The 18,308-nt window shown below is 64.3% G+C and carries 16 protein-coding genes; 2 read left to right on the top strand and 14 right to left on the bottom strand.

Going from position 1 to position 18,308, the window contains the following annotated elements:
- Positions 1-17: 17 nt before the first annotated feature.
- The 14 genes from KIH76_RS07350 to KIH76_RS07285 all read right to left on the bottom strand — a co-directional run bounded on the left by KIH76_RS07350 (position 18) and on the right by KIH76_RS07285 (position 15,935).
- Entirely contained in the window at positions 18-1,337 is a 1,320-nt protein-coding gene (locus KIH76_RS07350; protein WP_169171411.1) for a CHAP domain-containing protein, read from the bottom strand.
- Positions 1,337-3,697, bottom strand: coding sequence for a VirB4-like conjugal transfer ATPase, CD1110 family (locus KIH76_RS07345; RefSeq protein ID WP_169171410.1), 2,361 nt, complete (start codon positions 3,695-3,697; stop codon positions 1,337-1,339). Before KIH76_RS07345 ends, KIH76_RS07350 begins: the two co-directional genes overlap by 1 nt.
- Positions 3,698-3,699: 2 nt before the next feature.
- Positions 3,700-4,065, bottom strand: a complete 366-nt coding sequence (locus tag KIH76_RS07340; protein WP_169171409.1) for a PrgI family protein — start codon at positions 4,063-4,065, stop codon at positions 3,700-3,702.
- A gap of 26 nt (positions 4,066-4,091) precedes the next feature.
- The gene (locus KIH76_RS07335) at positions 4,092-4,943 is read right to left on the bottom strand and encodes a VirB6/TrbL-like conjugal transfer protein, CD1112 family (RefSeq protein WP_169171408.1); all 852 of its coding nucleotides are present in this window, start codon (positions 4,941-4,943) and stop codon (positions 4,092-4,094) included.
- Between the two features lie 64 nt (positions 4,944-5,007).
- Positions 5,008-5,211 (bottom strand): hypothetical protein, encoded by a 204-nt coding sequence (locus tag KIH76_RS07330; protein WP_033494380.1) that lies wholly within the window; start codon positions 5,209-5,211, stop codon positions 5,008-5,010.
- A 169-nt stretch (positions 5,212-5,380) separates the two neighbouring features.
- The gene (locus KIH76_RS07325; protein WP_169171407.1) at positions 5,381-8,293 is read right to left on the bottom strand and encodes an LPXTG cell wall anchor domain-containing protein; all 2,913 of its coding nucleotides are present in this window, start codon (positions 8,291-8,293) and stop codon (positions 5,381-5,383) included.
- 285 nt (positions 8,294-8,578) lie between these two features.
- Positions 8,579-10,291 (bottom strand): SpaH/EbpB family LPXTG-anchored major pilin, encoded by a 1,713-nt coding sequence (locus KIH76_RS07320; protein ID WP_169171406.1) that lies wholly within the window; start codon positions 10,289-10,291, stop codon positions 8,579-8,581.
- 551 nt (positions 10,292-10,842) lie between these two features.
- Positions 10,843-11,385: a type II toxin-antitoxin system VapC family toxin gene (locus tag KIH76_RS07315; RefSeq protein WP_169171405.1), complete on the bottom strand. Its 543-nt coding sequence runs from the start codon at positions 11,383-11,385 to the stop codon at positions 10,843-10,845.
- On the bottom strand, positions 11,382-12,173 hold the full coding sequence (locus tag KIH76_RS07310) for a hypothetical protein (protein ID WP_205832663.1): 792 nt from the start codon (positions 12,171-12,173) through the stop codon (positions 11,382-11,384). The genes KIH76_RS07315 and KIH76_RS07310 overlap by 4 nt, the downstream gene beginning before the upstream one ends.
- Before the next feature lie 191 nt (positions 12,174-12,364).
- On the bottom strand, positions 12,365-12,583 hold the full coding sequence (locus KIH76_RS07305) for a hypothetical protein (RefSeq protein WP_033494383.1): 219 nt from the start codon (positions 12,581-12,583) through the stop codon (positions 12,365-12,367).
- A complete protein-coding gene (locus KIH76_RS07300; RefSeq protein ID WP_169171402.1) occupies positions 12,580-13,161 on the bottom strand; it encodes a ParA family protein in 582 nt (193 codons plus the stop codon). The genes KIH76_RS07305 and KIH76_RS07300 overlap by 4 nt, the downstream gene beginning before the upstream one ends.
- Positions 13,162-13,209: 48 nt before the next feature.
- Entirely contained in the window at positions 13,210-13,794 is a 585-nt protein-coding gene (locus tag KIH76_RS07295; protein ID WP_169171401.1) for a WhiB family transcriptional regulator, read from the bottom strand.
- A complete protein-coding gene (locus tag KIH76_RS07290; protein ID WP_205832662.1) occupies positions 13,791-15,143 on the bottom strand; it encodes a helix-turn-helix domain-containing protein in 1,353 nt (450 codons plus the stop codon). The genes KIH76_RS07295 and KIH76_RS07290 overlap by 4 nt, the downstream gene beginning before the upstream one ends.
- A gap of 342 nt (positions 15,144-15,485) precedes the next feature.
- Positions 15,486-15,935, bottom strand: a complete 450-nt coding sequence (locus tag KIH76_RS07285; RefSeq protein WP_169171400.1) for a helix-turn-helix domain-containing protein — start codon at positions 15,933-15,935, stop codon at positions 15,486-15,488.
- Between the two features lie 516 nt (positions 15,936-16,451).
- Between KIH76_RS07285 and KIH76_RS07280 the strand changes: the two genes are divergently transcribed.
- A complete protein-coding gene (locus tag KIH76_RS07280; RefSeq protein ID WP_219070047.1) occupies positions 16,452-17,801 on the top strand; it encodes an SPFH domain-containing protein in 1,350 nt (449 codons plus the stop codon).
- Positions 17,802-17,882: 81 nt separating this feature from the next.
- Positions 17,883-18,299: a hypothetical protein gene (locus KIH76_RS07275; RefSeq protein ID WP_219070045.1), complete on the top strand. Its 417-nt coding sequence runs from the start codon at positions 17,883-17,885 to the stop codon at positions 18,297-18,299.
- Positions 18,300-18,308: the final 9 nt, after the last annotated feature.

The raw sequence follows: 18,308 nt of genomic DNA, 5'->3' as shown, positions 1-18,308 counted from the left end.
TGCGTGATGTGGCTCGGTCAGTGGATGAAGTCGATGTTCGCCTGGTTGTCCGCGAGCTGCTGCGCGGTGAGTGTGCGCAGGGTGACGCGGGCTGCTGCGGCGCCGCTTTCGGAGATGATGATGCCGCCGTCTTCGTTGACTTCCTCGACGATGGCGACGTGCCCGTAGTAATCGTCCGCGCCGAGTGTGCCCGCTTGGAAGACCATGACGTCTCCGGGACGGGGAGCCTTGTCGATCGGATAGCCGAACCGTTCGGCGCTGGCACGCCACATGCGCCCGTCGCCCATCCACGGGTCGACGGGCTTGCCGATCTGCTCGCGCCGGGACGCGGCCCACCATGTGCACTGCCAACGCTCGTACGAGGTGATTGCGGGCAGGTCCATCGCGTCCACGTTCACGGCCGTATCGTCGCCGTTCATGACCAACGGCGGTTCCAGCGAGCCGATCACGCTGCCGGTGACGGAACAGTCGCCGCCGGCGCAGCCCTGCTGCGTGGCGTTGAAGCCGGGCAGCCATGACAGGAGTGCCATGAGCGTCGCGAGCACCATGATCGCGGCCGTCGCCAATAGGAACACCGGCATGCCGACCGCGCCCGTCACGGCAGAAACGACGGACGCCATGATCCTGCGCGAGCCTTCGACGGCCGCCCGCATGAGATTGGACAAGCCGTCCGCCGCCTTCGCCACTCCCTTGGCGGTATTTCTGGTGCCACGCGTCGCGGAACCCGTGGAGCCGGGCGTGAATCTGGACAATGACGACGCGAAACGTATGCCTCCGGCCGTTCCGTGCGCCGTGTTCCCCGTACGGCGCATCCCGTCTGTTGTTCCGGATTGCGCGAGCCGGCGTGAGACACCGCGGGTGCTGCCGGGCGGCATGCGCAGCGTGGCAACGGGATTCGGAGCCGTGCTGGATGACGACGTGACAGGCGTATGACGAGCCGGACCGTTCACGATCTGTCTGCCGTTTGCCGGTTCCGCGAAGACGTCCACAGCCGGGTCGGCATCGGCGATATCGTCCAATGGCTCATCCACGCTCATAGGCCGCCGGTTGCGTCGCCCGCCGCTCCTGCCGGTGTTTGGCACCAGCCGGCTGGCGGAACGCAGCCCTTGCCCGACATCAAGGATCGCGTCAGCCGGGTCGATACCGTTTTCCTCATGCTCGTCCGTCGTCCCTGTCGCGGTTTGCATGGTGCCGCGGCCGAGCGCGGCGGCGTCGCCGGCGAGCCTGACCGTGGTCGAGCGCAGTCGGCCCGTCAGTCCTTCGCCTTCGCGGATGCGGCCGGTGTATGAGGTGAGTTTGCCGGCGGTGCCGGTCCGCGGGTCCATGAGTTCGACCATCAGGTCTCCCCGAATTTCGTGGTGAACAGCCGGTAGAGCGTGGAATCGGTCGGGATGCGCCCGTCGAACGGGATGAACGCCTCGCCTGCCTTGAGCAGACCCTCGCCGGGGCGTGCGCCGCCCAACCGTTCCTTCAGTTCGGGCGACAGATGCCACATGTCGGCCAGTTTCGCCGCGTCGGTGGGCGTCTGGTTCATGAGCAGCAGGAACGCGGAGTTGGCGAGCATGAACCGCGCCTCCTTGCTGGCGAGCAGTTCCTCGATGTTCTGGGTGACGCCGGTCATGCCGAGACCCCATTTGCGGGCGCGTTTGAACATGTCGAGGAACTGTTCGGACGCGTACCTGTTGGAGAACATGCGGTGGAACTCGTCCACATAGATCCAGGTGCGCCGGTCCGCTTTCCGGTTGCGGGCGACCCGGTTCCACAGATGGTCGAGCACGACCATCATCCCGAACGTCTTGAGCTCCCCTTCCAGCGCGGCCACGTCGAACACGGTGAACCGGTTGGACGTGTCCACGGTGGTTTGGCCGGCGAAGCCCGACAGGCTGCCGAGCGTATACGATTCGAGGCTCAACGCCAGCCCTCGCGCCTCCGGCTCGCTGCTGGCCACGAGCCTGCGATGCAGATCGGCCAGAGTGGGCTGCGGCAGGGCCGAATTGTTGCGGTATTCGCGGTACAGGCCGAGCGCGCACCGGTCCACGATGGAGCGTTCCGCGGCGTTCAGCCCGTCGGAGCCGCCGATGAGCGCGCCGATCATGGAGATGACCGCGTTCGCCTTCGTGCGGATCGGGTCGCCGTCCAGCGTGGCGTCGAGCGTGATGTCCATCGGGTTGATGCGGTCGGCGGAACCGGCGCTGACGATCACCCTCGCGCCGTGCAGCGCCTCGCACAGGGGCGCGTACTCATGTTCGGGGTCGACGATGATCAGATCGTCGTCGGGCCGTGACAGGAACAAGGCGGTCATTTCGGCCTTCGCGGCCTGCGATTTGCCGCTGCCGGTGGTGCCGAGCACGAATCCGTTCGCGTTGATCGTGGTGCGGGTGCGGTCGACCATGAGCGCGTTGCCGCTGCGCGCGTTGACTCCATAGAACACGCCTTGCTCGTCCATGATCTCCTGATTCGTGAAAGGCATCATGATCGCGGCGCCGCTCGTGGTCAGCGTGCGTCGCATCGGCAGCGGGTTCACGCCCAACGGCAGGCTTGCGTTCAACCCGTCGAGCTGCATGCAGGCGAGGGTTTCGGCCGTGCAGGAGAGCTTGCGGCAGGCGGCGAGCACGTCCTTGACCCGCTGGTCGAGCAGCGGGCGCGTGGGGGCCGAGACCGTGACCGCCGCCAGCGCCTCCACGAGCCGTTCGTTCGACCGGCGCATCTCGTCGCGAAGATTATGCGCCTCCTCCAACGAGTCGCGCAGGTCGGCGGGCAGTTCGTCGGCGGGAATGTGCCGTCGCATGTTCCTGCGGCGTTCCTCTAGGCGTTGCATGTCCATTTCGGCGATCTTGCGGTCCACCAGTTCCGCGCCGACGCTGCGATCGTACGGCGCGAGATGAATCGACACCGTGCCCTCGGTCTTCAAGCCGGTCAGTTCGGCGATCAGCCGGTCGGACATGATCGGCGGGAAGTCGCGTATCCACAACGTCGAGCGCAGCGTGTCGCCCGCGGCGTTCGACAGGCATAACACGCGCGCGTCCGTCGCGTCCACGCACCACGGCGCGACGAAGTCCTTCGACGTGGCGCGGCCGGATTCGACCAGCTTGTCGTCGTAGCGGAACGGTTCGCCCGGACGCAGCAGCAGGGCCAGCAGGCGCAGTCGTTCGCCTCGGCCGAGCGGCGTGATCTTGCAGCCGTCCAACGTGGAAAGCTGGCTTTCGGATGATTTGACGAGCCGGTTCAGCGTGGCCTGCGCGCGTTCCGGATCCTCTTCCATGATCGTGACCGTCAGGTATTTGTCGGTGACCGCGTTGCGGGAGCGTTCGCCGAGCTTGGCGAGCATGATGCGGTTCGATTCCGCGCGCAGCGCGTCGAACGGGCCGCCGTCCAGCCTCATGCCGACCATCGACATCACGTCATGGGCGTCGAGCGTGCGCGTCACGCAGGTGACCTGCAGCCGCGTGGAGCCGTCGAACGTGTTCAGGAACTCCGCCCACGCGTTGATGAGCTGCGCCTGCCGTTCGCGCGTGGCCGTCTCATAGTTGATGTCGGACATGCGCACGGTCACGCTCCACCGAGCGTCGCCCAGATACGCGATCCCGTTGGAGAGCATCGCCTCGTAGCCGATCAGCTCCTTCGCCGTGCGATACCCTCGCTCCCGCCGCCGGCGCATCCTGCGCCCCTGCCCGCCTGCCGGTTTGCGTCGTGCCATGATCATCCGTCCTTTCGTTCGCGTATGGCCTTCCTGCCCCGTTTTCGCTCCCGCCGGCGAGGCCGTGCGGGACCGTCGATGAAATACCGTTGCTGTCCGAACCGGCATGCGATCACGTATCCGAACCAGACCTCCGGTTTCAGTCCCTTCGGCCGCAGCCAACCCCATGCGGCCAACGGCAGGTTCACGAGGAACACCACGTACTGGCCGATGTCGGGGAGCCCGAGCAGGCGCCAGAACACGAGCCACACTCCCGCCGACAGGCAGCCCATCATCGCGGCCGCGGCGAGCTGCCGCCAGCTCATGCCCCACATGACCCGCGCCTCGGTGGCCGTGATCTCCTTGTAGATCCTGATCTCCAACGCCATCGCCGCCGCCTTCCCTGATCTCGCGTCTATTCGCCGAACACGGCCTTGGCGGTGGCCGAGGACACCATGACCAGACAGCCAAGCATGATCGCCCCCAACAGCAGCGTGCCGAAGTTCGCGATGATGTACTGCCACAGGTCGCCGCCGTCCACATAGCCGTCGAGCCGCAGCGCCTCACCGACGAACGTGCGGTACAGGATCACGCCGACCGTCAGGGTGATCGCCTGGAACGAGACCTGCCCGTAGCGTTTCAGATAGCCGACGCCCATCATGCGCGTATGCTCCGAGGCCATGAACACGACCGGCAGCGACGCGAAACAGGTCAGCATGTAGATCTGCATGAACCGCATGTACACGACCGCCAGCAACACCACGCCGGCGATCTGCGAGACGATGAACGGGATCAGCACCAGCACCATGAGCCCGCTCTGGCCGATGAGGCCGGCATCCTCGATCGCGGAGCGCATCTGATCGCCCAACAGCTGCGTCTCGCTGCCGGGCGCGGCAGCGAGTACACCAGACGCGGCGGACACGATCTGCGAGACGACCGCGTCGATGCCCTGCAGGATCAGCGCCGCATTGGACGCGAACAGGAGCACGAGCGCGCATTTGAGCAGCACGCCCCCGATGATCTTCACGCCCAGTTCGCGGTCGCCGTCCGCGCGAGTCGACGCGCGGGCCAGTTCCAGCGTGAACACGATGCTGGCGATGGTGGCGGACACCGGTTTGACCGCGCTCGTATGCACCGATCCCGCCATGCCGTACAGACTCGCGTTGAACTCGGCCGGTCCCAACGCGAGCCGGTCGAGTATGCTGCCATCGATGCCGCCGCCGATCGCGTTGAGCATGTTCACGCACGGTTCCACCAAGTCCGCCATGACCGGTTCACCTTCCTCGTTTGACTGTCCGATGCGAATCGACCGCCCGTTTGCCGACGGGCGTTCAGAAGCTGAGGTTGGCGAACAGGGCGGCCGCGGCGATGATGACCGCGCCGCCGACCAGCTGCCATATGCCGGACTGGGTTTGCGGGCCGGAATGGTCCTTCAAACCTCCGGCCAGGGTGATCGCACCCCATACGCTCCAGATGCCGCCGCCCAGCAGCGCGGCCTTCTGCAGCAGTTCGAGAATCGTGGTGATCGTGTCCATGACGGCTCCTTTGCGATGATGGGACTCAACGGTGAGTGGACGGCCGTCCGGTGTTGTCGAAAGCCGGACGGCCTTGGCGACGGGATGCCGCCGACCCTGCCTGACGGTCGACAGCATCCCCGTAGGAACCGTTGCGGTCATGCGGATGATGCCGTGGCCGCAGCGGAAGTCAGAGGTTGGAAACCGGGTTCCGGCGATGCGCGTGGGCGATGCGCAGCATGGCGAACCCGATCAGCAGGACGAGCATGCCGGCCGCCATGACGCCGGTCAGATCGACGCCGGTGTGCGGCAGCATGCGTTTCATGTAGGCGCTCCAGTCGTCCGGTTCGCTCGTGATCGGCGTGTCCGTGCACACCGTGCCGGGTTCGACCGGCTGCGCGGGCCGGTCGTCGAACGGGTCGTCGTCCTTCGGCACGCATTCGATGACCGGCGCGGCCTGTACGGTCGCGCGATCGGTGTGCAGGTCGGTGACGCCGGTCAATGTGCCGGTCACGTCCACGGATTCGCCCGGCTGCAACACGAGCGTCGCCCAGCCGCCCGGGTATTTCAGGTCGGTGACCGTGCCGTCTCCGGCAATCGTCTCGTCGGACAGTTCGAGACCGGTCAGGGGCACGTCGCCGGTGTTCGTGATGCGGAACACGATCACCGTGCCGTCGCCCGTGATCTCCAACGCGTCCTTCGTGTCGTCGCGGTCGCCCGTCTCCGGGCCGGACGCTTTGTCGAACTTCTCCACGTCGACGGACGGGGAGCGTTCGGGCGTGCGCGTGGTCACCGTGTTCGACGGGCGTTCCACGCCATTCAGCGTCTCCGTGAACGTGTTGGAGAACTCGCCGGCCTTCACCCGTCGGAACTGCACGTATGCGCGCCATGCCTGCGGCCGCGCGCCGTCGGCCGACACCAGGTCGAGATAGCGTTGCGTGGCTGCGACCGTGAACGAGCCGTCGCGCATGTCCAAGGCGAACAGGTCGCCGCCGAATCGCGCGGAATCGAAGCCGCTGCCCGCGATGCGCGAGCCTTTCGCCGCGATCACGCCGCCGGCCGCGTCGTGCAGGTCCTCGGCCGCGTACACGGCCCACTGGCCGGCGTATTCGTCGCCCGACTCGTCGTAATCGTCGTCGATACACCACTGCGTCACCTGCGGGTAGGCGCGGTTCGCGGGCAGCAGGGAGGAATCCAGCCGGTAGAGGAACAGCTGGTCCTTGTAGATGCTCATGCCGTCCGCGCTGTCCGCGCCGACGTCGACCGTCACGTCCTTGAACGGGTCGAGTTGTGCGAGCACGTTCGTGACCGTGTTCGACACCGCGCGGCGCTTGTTCGTGACCTGCACGGCCGTATTCTCGACCGAGCCGCCGTCCGCCGCCGCGATGACCGTCATCGGCAGTACCAGCTGGTATGTCTTGCCGAGCAGCGACTGGTCGATGCCCGCGTCACGTTCCACGGACAGTTCGTGCCGCGCGTATTCGGCCAGATCGGCGGGCTGCGGGTCGCCCGGCAGCACCGTCCCGTCGGCAAGCGTGGTGTCCACGGTCTTGAAGAACGCGTAGACGACGCCATCGGCGACCTGCACGTTCACCCGGTCGGTCACGTCCGCGCCCTGCTCGTCAAGCACGTGGATGCCGGCTTCGTCCACGTCCAGCACGGTTTCGTCGTAGTCGTCGATCACGCCCAGCCGGCGCACCGGATACGCCGGGTCGGCCAAACCTGCCGCGTCGATCGTGATCCGGTAGTACAGGCGGTCGCCGACCAGCACGGTCCTGCCGTCGATGTCCACCGACGCGTCCGCCTGTGTGTCCTGCTTGACCGGCTGCGGGTCGACCGGCCGGTTCGTCACCTCGTTCGACTCCAATCCGGAATTGTTCAACGTGATCCAGCCGCGGTTCGAGATCACCGTGTCCGTGGCAGCGTCCTCGGACACGGTTGCGTCGAACTCCAACCGATACCGGTGGTTCCCGTACGGTTCCCAATGCTCGTCCAGCCAGTCGCGTCGGAAGGCGACCGACAGTTTGTGCCCGGCGTCGTCCCACTCCACGTCGTACGCTTCGGCCGGCACCGTCACGCCGTCGCGCATGTCGACGACCGTCAGGCTCTCCTTGACCGGCGTCGTGCGCACGTCGTACTCGTCCACGAACTCCAGCGTGTGCAGCGTGTAGTCGGATGCGGCGTCCACCTGCAATTCCAGCTCATAGGTGACCGTCTGGCCGGGCAGCACGCTGTGGCCATCGATGCTCGACCCGTCGCCGCCCTCCGTTTCGCTCGCGGTCACATCCTTGTCGAACTCCGGGCGCACGATGCACAGGCGAGGCTCGTTCGTCTCCCAATACTCGTGATCGGCCCAGAACACGCCGCCGCGGTTGATCAGCTCGTGTTTGCCATCGCTGCACGTATTGTCGATCGACCCGCTGCGCGTGCGCATCGCGTCGATGTCCCGCTGCAGATCCTCGCGCACGTCGAACCTCACGTCGAACGGCACCAGCATCGAGAACTGCAACGACTTGCGACGTTCCCTCAGGTCCAGCGACGCCAGATACTCGGTCGTCGCCTTCGCCGTGACCGTCATGCCCTCCGAGACGATGTCGAAACGGTCGGTCACATCCTCGCCGGTCACGTTGATGCCGTCCAGCGAGGGAGCGTCGTATTCGTCCATTTCGGCCACGTACACGCGTACCTCGGACACGTCCCGCACATCGAGATACCGGTCCACCAGCGTCCAATCGTCCACCAGCTCCAACCGGGTGGGCTCATCCCACCACGGCACCGTGAAATTCACCGCCGCCGCGACCACGTCGCCGTCAAGGAACGACATGCCGTCCGCGCCGACGTGATTATCCCGCTCGGGATCGGAAACCATCTGCCAGACGCCGTCGTCGCCCATACGCACCCATGCCTTGTTCGGCAGATACCAGCCCAGCGACGCCGTATCCGCCGTATTGCCATGCCCGCCGGCCGTTCCTCCGACCACGCCGCCGCTTCCGGCGCCGGCTGCGCCGTCCGGCGACCCCAACGCCAGCATCGGCGACACCAGCAGGCACACCGCCGCGGCGATGGCTGCCGCAACACAGCATTTCCTTCCCAACACGCCCATATGAAACACTCCCTTTCACGAGGAGCCAGCCCCCGGCCGCGGCCGCCGCCGCGAGAAAAAGGGAGAGGGAAACCCGCGACGGCGAACGACGAACCGGAAAGCCCGTGCGGATCATTTGACCGGAGCCCACCATTGGCGCCCCACCGCACGCCAGCCAGTATCCGTTCCCATGCCCGCCGCCCGTGGTCCCGGACGGATATTGGAGTGCCGTATGCCTTGAGAAAACACGAAAGCCCCCGTCGCGCGATTCCGTAGGGTTGCGCAACGGGGGCGGTTGTGGAGCGTTTATTTGAGCAGGCGCCCCTTGCGATGGGTCATGACGGCGATGATCGCGCCGCCGGCGGCGAGCAGGCCGCCGATGACGAGGAACAGAACGATGCCGCCACTACCAGTCAAGGGCAGATTCGTGATCGTGGTGACGTTGCGCACGAACAGCAGGCCGTTCTTCTCGATCTGCACGAGCGAATCGGCCAGTGAGGGCACGCGTTCGAACACGACCAGCGCCGCTTTACCGGGATCCGCGGTGATCGTGACCTTGACCCGCACGTCGAGGTCACGGTAGCCGTCCGGCACTCCGGTTTCGCGCACCCAGTACGTGCCGGCGGCCAGACCGTCGAACCTTACGAGACCGTTGCGGTCGGACGTGGCGGTCACGTCCTCATCGGGACGGTCGGCGCGACGGTACTTGGCGTCGTCCACGAACGTGTCCGCCGTGTAGAGCGTGAACGTCGCGCCGGCAAGCGGCGTCTTGCCGTCCTCGCCGATCTTGTCGAATTGGAAGCCGTGCGTGTACACGGTGGTGTCCGGAGGCGTGAGCTCGCCAGTCTGGTTGGTTTTCGGATCGTTCGAGTACGTGAGCGTGACCGTGTTCGTGTTGCCGTCGCCGTCGATCGTCGCATGCTCGGTGAGCGTGGCCGAATAGTCGATGCGCAGCAAACCGCCCGCCATGCCGTCACAGCCATACGTATAAACCCATGCGCTCAGGTCGAGATCGATCGTGGTTGCCGTGCCGCCGTCGGACTCGCTTGCCCGCAGCGTGTAATCTTCACCGTCGAGCGGGCTCCATGACTGGCCGTCCTTGCTGGCCGTGACGGACAGATCATCGTTGAACCGCTGGCCTTTCGACAGGGTGTCCGCCAGGCGGAACACGTACGGGTTGGCCGTATCATTCGCGTATTTCGTGGTATCGGGGATGAGGGTTTCAATACGATAGTCCACGATGTCGCCCACATTGCGGTCGTCCGTCAACGTCGCATCGTCGCCGTCGATGATGCTCTTGCCGATCGTGACGCGCTGGTTCTTGATCTCGGCTGCGCCGTCGGCGTTGCCGATCGGCGGTTTCGCGGCGGTGATCGCCGTGCCGACCAGTATCGGCGCCGAACGCGTGGTACCGGTCAACGCCGTGTTCGCATCCTCCAATAGGTACAGGCCGGGCTGCAATCCGGCGAACACGACCGAGGAAATCGTGCCATCGGCGGTCGGCGTCGTCGTGCCGGACATGACCGGCGCATCCGTGACGGAAACGGTGGCCGCCATGCGATCGGCGAACAGCCGCCAAACCGGGGAATCCTTCGCATCGCCCTGCCGTGCCAGCCACACGATCGGATCCTCGCCGCCGGAACCCGTGTCCGCCGCGCCATCGTTGCCCCGCGCCGCCTCGCCGGGCATCCCACCGTCGGCATCGGCCGCATCGGCCGGGTATTCGCCGTCGCCGACCTTCGGCAGCGAGGCGATCACATCGCCGCGCACCGCGTCCTCGGTGCGCACCGTCACCGCGGAACCCTGGATCGCGAACCCGGCGAGTTTGACCACTTTGAAGTTCGCGCCATTCAGCGACGAGCCCGGACCGGCGTTCAGCGTGATCGAATCACCCAATACGGGCGTCGTCTCGCCGGTCTCATCGGCATGGGCGATGCCTCCGGCCGTCGCCGTGGCCAGCAATAGCACGGCCGTCATCGTCGCGCGCAGCAGCCGGCCGATCCTGTGGGAAGAGAACATGATCGAAGTCCTTCACTATCCGCATCCCCTGAACCAAGGTACGAACCGCGTCGACGGGGAAGAGAAAGGAAGAGAACCCGACGGCGCGGCCATACCATGAGAGGGAAGGTGCGGAACGTTTACCCGAACCACCCTTGGCCCGACCGCACGCCCCTCATCCTGCCGCCGCCCGTCACGGCTTTGTGGTCCCACGCCGATAATCGTCACCGTCCGACGCCGTTTATCGGCCGGTAGTTTCGTAGCATTTCTTTATTTTTGTATTTCTCGATAGCATGGGAGCATGCCTATCAACTGGTGGCGAGTCGCGCGCCTTGCCTGCTACGTTCTTCTTCTCGTCACATCCGTGGGAGAAAGCCTGCTGCTCACCGTCATAGCCGTAGCCGCAATGGCACTGGACGTAGCGGAATATCTCTGGGAAGGTCACCAGCATAACCAGCGTGGCAAGCAGTGATTATCGATTATGCAAAGGGAGCCGGCCACCTTGGCCGGCTCCCTTGACGTGTGACGAATGAGGCGAGAAATCTGCGCGTGGATAACCTGTCTCCAGTAACTTACTCGGTGAGTTCCAGCTCGCCTTGTTCCGGAGGCAGTTCAGGAGGGTTGCATGCGATGATGTCGGTCTGTCCCTGCTCTCGGGCTTTGCGCACCGTATTGATGAGCCCGTTATCCCATGTGTAGACGTGACTGGCATGTGCGTATTTCGCGCTGGCAAGAACCGCGGCATCACCTGGTCTGAGATTCTGCAACGCGGGAGTTTCACTGAACCAGCTGGCAGCATCTGCCGTCAGATCAACCATAAGCAGTTCGCAGTCGCGGCACCAATCCAGCAGTTGCTTCTTGTGACGGCGCTCCTGGCTGCGGGATTGTCCGGACTGGCCGGAACGGACAATGAAATTGCTGGATAGTTCGATCATCACTATCGAAGGCAGCAGCAGTTCCAGCTTGCCGGCGATGCCGTCATTAAGCAGACGCTTGGATCGAGGCAGATACGACGGGTCGGTCGTATCCTCCGAGCCGAGCGCCACATTGACGATCACATTCGTGTCTACCACGGCGCGCTTGGGATAGTTCTGCGGAACCTCGTTGTCGCTCACCGTTCACCTCCATCCGCGGTGTCGTCGATAGCGTTATCCCGCAAGGCGGATACGAAATCAACGGATCCAAGTCCGCCGGTGCAATCCAAGCCGATCGTCCCTTCCAAGTCTTCGGCCGTGACCAACGGATGATGTTCTCCGCGGACGATTATCAGTTCCTCCGCATCCATCGACAGCAGCTCGCCATCATTGGCCCGGACAAACCCTCGCGCATCGACCTCCATGCCCATCTGAATCTGTTTCACGATCGAGTCCAGCTCCGGTCCGAACCTGACATCGATACGACTCTGAGTGACACGGTCGATAAGGCCAAGCGTACGATGCGTAGTCTGCAGGATGATCTTATCCACATTGCCGCGCACATGACCAAACGAACGACGAGCGCCGCGAATCAACAACCGGTTGAGATCCGTAAGCGTCGCGGGTGTGAAGGTGCCCGCTACGCCACGCGAAGCAATCGTGACATCCGCTCCGGTCTCCTTGGCCAAGTCATTCAGGGACGACAATACTCCCGAGAATCGGGATATCTTTTCCCGGCTGACGGTATCGCTTGCGGCAAGGCGCGCGATCACACCCAGAGTGGCAAACGACCGTTCCGTGGCCTCGTCCACGACTACGGGCTCCGCCGCAAGATCAATGCTGTGCAATTCCATACGGGAGATGCGCCAGTCGGACGCATTCGCCACAGCCAGCATTTTGTTGAATACGGACACAGCCTGCCCCAATGCTTTCGGGGTTACGGCATCCGGCGCGCAATCCAGCTTGAAGCTAAAATCCTCGTCGTCCATGACACACCTCCTTCCTATCCGGAACAGAACAGACGACATTGTGGCGGCGCAAGCCACGCCGCCACAAGCCACTTCCATACCATTGCTGCACACCAGTGTACGAGAAACATCTCCCATCGCAAAGAGCAAATCGTCGGCAACATGCCGCACTTCAGCTTCCGCATGCTGTCCTTGCTTACTCATTCGCTTGCTCACTCGTGCCGGTCGAGGTATTCGGCGAGGGCTTGGGCGACGAGGTCCTGCATGCGGATGCCCTTGATGCCGGCGGCCGCTTTGATGCGGTTGCGCAGCGAGGTGCGGATCTTGATGCTGGTGACCATGTAGGGGTCGTTGGCCGGTTCCTCGCGGTAGATGTCGTCGACCGACGTGATCTCGCGTTCGGCGGGCAGATAGCTCAGGTTCCCTTTCATCGTCCGACCGCCCGTCTCAGCTCGTGCAGGACGAGGCCGTACTCCCAGAGTTTGGCCGGGCGGCGGCCGAAGCTGGTCTTGATCTCCTGCCGTTTGGGCACGATCGTGTCGAAGCGTGGCGTGTCCTGTGTTTCGAGCGCGTGCATGGCCTGCCGGAACGCGACCGTATTCGTTTCGACGCGGTTGAGCAGTACGGCGGCGGGCGTGCGTCCGGCCGCGTTGACGGTCGCCCATGCTTGCTGCAGGTCGACGGGAGATTCGGTGGTGGGCACGATCACGAAGTCGGCCGTGTCGAGCGCGGTTTTGAGGCCTGCGTGCGTGGGCGGCGCGTCGATGACGAGCCATTCTCCCGGCGCGGTGCGGATTGCGGCGAGTTCGTCGCCGGTGGCGGCCCGTACGTTGAACGGCAGCGTTTCGTTGTTGAGGTTGGCGATTCTGTCCCACAGGGTCGCGGAGTACTGCGGGTCGGCGTCCAGAAGCGTGACATGCTGCCCATCGCGGACGAGCGCGTGGCACAGGTATTGCGCGATGGTGGTTTTGCCGACCCCGCCCTTCGCGTTGGCGATGGCGATTCTCATGACGGTCTCCCTTTGTTTTTGTTTGTATTTGTGTTTTTCTTTGTTTCTTTATTTCTTTGCGGATGTGTCCGGCTGCGCCTGTTCGTCGGGCGTCTCCGGCGGATCGCGTTCGCCGGGTTCGAGCCGGGTGAGCCTGCGTGGCCGTCCGAGCGGTTCGCCGTTGCCGGTTTTGCGTGCGCGTTCGTTGCGTCGCCGGTTACGTACGATGCTGTGGATTTCGGGGTGGGCGTCAAGCCAGTCGAGCAGCCGCCGGTACGGTTGGGCGAGATCCGCGGCCTTGCGGCCGGGCAGGACGTCGTGGACGATGACGACGCGCATCGCGTACTGGCGTTCCTTGTAGGTCATGCCGCCGAGGATGCCGTGCGTGACCGGGCGCAGCAGGCTGCGGGCCAGGCACGGCATGAGCATTGGGCATTGCGCGCACAGGCGTTTGGCTGCGCCGCGCAGCATTTGGTCGGGGCGTGAGTCGCCGGCGGCGTCGAGTTCCATCCAGATCATGTCGTACAGGTCGAGCTGCGCCTGCGCGCACAGGCCGCCGGGCGGCAGCATCGACGTGTGTATCCACTCGTCGCCGCCCGTAGCTCGTGCTGGTTTGCCGGCCGGCTTGCCGGTGGGGCGGAACCCGTCCATCATGCGCTCCGTTCCATGCTCAGCATCCGGTCGAACGCTGCCAGTTTCTCTTCCTTCTGCCGCAGGTGTTCCTTCCAGCGTTTCGTCTGCTCGTCGGCCTCGACCCGTGCCCGCTTGACGGCTTCCGCGGTGCGCGTGTTGCCGTGCAGCGCCAGATTGCGTTCGTCGTACGCGCACACCGGGCACTTGTCCCGTCGGATGGAGCCGTTGAGATGGTTCTGCGCGAACGCGATTCGACTGTTCGACCTGCCGTGCTGGAACGACGAGTAGCCGAAGACCGGGCACTGCGTGACGGTTTCGCACGAGACCAGCACCGCCGCATGAGGGTCTTTCTCCTCCTCGTCTTTCGCCGGCATGGTCCCCGCCTTGATGCGTTTGACCCTGATCCGTCGCTGTTCGATCTCGCTGCGCCGTTCCTGCCACAGGCGTTCCCAACGTCGGGCGAACTCGGACATGCTCAGCATTTTCGGACGCCAGAACGGATTCTTGGCGGTCCACAGCACCAGCTCCAGAATCTCCATCTGGCTGTGCTCCGAGAGCAATTTCGCCGCGGCCCGCTGGTCGCGCGCCCGTGGCGGCTTGGCCCACACCTGTTCGCCGGCGAGCAGTTCGGCGAACCGTTCCAGCAGCGCGTCGCAATCGGACGCGGAGACATTGTCGCCGACGAACGTCCCGTCCGACTGATGGTTTTCGCTGGTGAAGCCGAAATCTTGGTTCGGTTCGTCGTCGCGGTCCGGTGCGTCGGACGATTGGCTGATGGTGGTTGTGCTGTTCCCGGCTGAGTCTCCCCGTGGGGAGATGTCCCCTTTAGGGGACAGAGGGGTAATAGGTTCATAGGATGGTTTGGGTGACTGCACGGTCACCGGGCTGGTGACTCGCAGTGCATCGGGCGTCTTGCTTCCACCCGGTGTTTTTCCTGCACCCGGTGACTGTGATGCACCGGGCGCTTCGCATGCACCGGAGTCGGCATCCTGCTCGGTGTCGTCCGCTTCCTCCATCTGGCTCCCGCCTCTGCACGACGTGCGCGGCTTGCGGTCCGTCGGCGCGGGCAGCGTCTCGTCGCGGTCCATGCAGATCTCCCATACGGTCGGCCGCTTGTACTCGGGCAGGTACTGGATCACCTCCGTGGCTTCCGACTTGCGGATGAAGCCGTTCTCCTCCAGCCAGCGCAGCTTGCGCTGCACCGACCGTTCGCACATGCACGAGTTCCTGGCCATCTTCTTGATGCCGGGGAAGGAGTTGCGACCGTGCTCGTCGGCGTTGTCGGCGAGGTTGATGAGCACGAGCTGGGCGTACGGGTCCTCGATCAGCCGCTTGAGCGTGAACACGCGGCTCAATGCCTGGATGCTCATCGGCGTTCACCTCCCGCCGGATGCGCGGCCACGGCACGCCGCAACCGGTCAGCGCGGCTGACCGATTCGTCGAGATACGGTGAAACCGTGATATAAGACTTTCCCTCAAAACCGTGGTTTTCCGGGCTTCCGCACGCGATGACGGTCACGTGCGCGGGTATACAATCCTGCTTGTAAGACATAAGAATCCAATCTCTGTCTGCACCGCGAAAGCCTTCCTTTCTCTTCACAAAATTCAGGCTTTCTTGGTTACTTTGATTGGAATCCGGGAAACGGTTTTGACCGGCCGCCTCCACGGATCCCGAACGGACCTGGCCCTCTCCCGCAAGGAGAGGGCTTCTTCTATGTGAAGGCGACCACCTCCTTCGCCATCGAAGGAACGGGATCGTCGGACAGGCCGAGCAGCCAGTCGCTGGAAACGCGGAAATGCGACGCGATGCGCCTGATGTCGGGCAGCGTCCAGTTGATGTCGCCGTTGAGCTTGCCCGTCACCGACGACTTCGACAGTCGCATGATACGGGCAAGCGCCGCGTAGCTCACATAATTCGGCTCACCCATCAGCATGCGCACGCGGCGCGTGGTCACGCCGTCACGGCGCAGCTCGCGTTCGCCCGCCGCGCCTTGCTCAGGCACGCTCGTGTCACGGTTCGCGGCGGGAACCAGCAGAAAACGGGTATCATGGGACTGAGGAACGACACCACGCCCGAACAGGACGCGCGAAGCATCGGCGAAGCCGTCAACGGCAAACACCGGCGACAACGCGCACGCGGCGGAGGCACTGGTCCGAGACATGGAAACACGCTTTCCATGACCGGGAGCCGTTCAAATTTAATCCGTGAAGCGGGTCGGGGCAGTACGTTTAATCCCCGAAAAACCCACGACTTAAAAGGACGCTGCTCTAACCGTTGAGCTAGAGGGGCAACAGCACTAAGATACACACTTCCGCCAGACAATCCCAAATCGGCGTGGCGGGTGCTTTTGCCCGTGCCCGTCGGCCCGTGCGCGGCGCATAAAAGGAAAAAGCCCGGCAGGGGAACCGGGCTTTTGTGAGAGAGGAAGAGAAGAAGAAGGTTTTCAGTTATATACGACCTTGCGGTCGTGGTTACATATAACAATGCGAATCTCGGCGGAACGTGCCGTTTGGCTGGGAACGGCGTGGGAAACCCGTGCCGGTTCCGTGAACGTCGGTGCTGCGAATTCCGCGAGCGTGCGCCGATTCATATTGCGATGGGGAGCGGCCGGTCGTTACGCGGCCGACGTACGATGATCGTGTCTAGTGGAGAAGAGTCACCAAAGGGGGATCGACACATGCCGTTACACCTGATCGATATCGTGCGTTACGAAGGCGGCGATCAGAACAAGGTCTTCGCCTGGAAGCATCCGAACACCGCGCTCAAGCCCGGCACCAAGCTCGACGTGATGCCGCATCAGCTCGCGGTGTTCGTCCGGTCGGGGCGCATCGCGCAGACCTACGCCGAAGGCCGCCATACGGTGGCCGGACAGAGCACGCCGTTCCTCACCGGCGTGACCAAGATGTTCACTGGCGGCGTCGATCCGTACTCTTCCATGCTGTATTTCATCAATGTGTTCGACCAGACCGGTATGCAGTGGGGCACGTCCGACCCGATCCAGATCCCGGTGCCGGGCACGGTGAGCGCCCGTTCGACCGGCCTGTCGATCCCGGCCGGCGCGCACGGGCGATATTCGATCGCACTGGCATATGACCATGGCGACGATCCGCAGACGCAGCAGCGCAACAGCGATCACCTGCAGGCGTTCTTCGAGCAGTTCGTGTCCGGTCACGATGAGGTCACGCGATCGAAAGTGGCTGATCTCGTCCGTCAACGAGTGAACATGATCATTCGCGACCAGATCAGCAAGGCATTCACCGTGCTCAACCTTCCGATCAACCAGATCGACAGCCACACCGCGCAGATCAACGACGAGATCCTGCGCCAGCTGGCGGCTGCGAACGTGTTCGGCGAGTTCGAGCAGCGGTACGGCCTGCGCATCCTCGATTTCGTCACCGACGCGATCGTCGTCGATAAGGGCAGCGAGGAATACCGGGTATACAACCGTCGGGCGCAGGCATACGAGGACAAGGCCTCGAACGCGGAAAGCGGCCTGTACCAGGCGAACCTGGACTCCCGCTCGTCGATGGCGCACACCGATGCGATGGCGTATGACCAGCAGCAGCGCGCCTACACCTACCAGCAGAAGCGGACGATGGACGTGCTGCATACGGCCGCCGACAACAAGGGCACCGGCTCCGACCTGCTCAGCGGCGGCATCGGTGTCGGCGTGGGCGTGCACGCGGCCGGCACGATCGCGCGCAGCCTCGGCAAGGCGATCAGAGAGTCGATGAGCGACACTGATTTCGCGGCATCCGGCTCGCCCGTGGCTCCGGCACAGCCTTCGGCGGAACAGGCGGTGCAGGCCGCGGCCGCGCAGGCGGCGCAACAGGTCGCGGCGGCCGGTGCCGCGCAGTCGCAGCCCGAACCGGCACCTGCCGCGGAGTCGGCCGCCGCGCCCACCCAGGCCGCGGCCCCCGCCGACCCGGTCGAGGCGCTCACCAAGCTCAAGCAGCTGCATGATCTCAAGCTGATCTCCGACGACCAGTTCGCCGCCAAGCAGCAGGAGATCCTCTCCCGCCTGTGAGCGCAGCCGATCGGCCGCAATCATCAACGGTCATATCATCAACGGTCATATCTCGTGAAGCAAACAAAGAAGGAAGAATCCATGATCCAAGGCAAGCAAGCCCCCATTTTCATCGTGCTGGCGACCGTCGTCGTCGACATCATCATGCTGTTGATCCCGCATACGAACGCGGTGGCGTTCTGGATCGCGCTGGCGCTGCTCACGCTGAGCGGGCTGCTGTTCCTTGTGCCGTTCACCGTCGGCTCGCCCTCCGACTACACCACACGGATCCCGGTGATCGCCGCGCTCGGCGTGAACTACGTGGCGCAGATCGTGCTCACGTTCATCGCGAACACCGGTGCGTGGCGCGTGACCGTGGGCATCGCCCTCGTGCTGTTCCTCGTGCTCGCCGCGGTGGCGCTGGCCACCTCCCGGTCCGAGCAGGCGAGCGATGAGTCCGCCGCGCGTCTCGCGCAGCAGGAGGAGACCCGGTTCACGCCCACAAAGGGCGGCTTCTGATGCAGCCGG

This window comes from Bifidobacterium simiiventris (assembly GCF_019331715.1).
In the GTDB taxonomy this organism is placed as follows: Bacteria; Actinomycetota; Actinomycetes; order Actinomycetales; family Bifidobacteriaceae; genus Bifidobacterium; species Bifidobacterium simiiventris.
The sequence above is the reverse complement of the archived record's forward strand: the minus strand, read 5'-3'. Positions and strand labels throughout refer to the sequence as shown.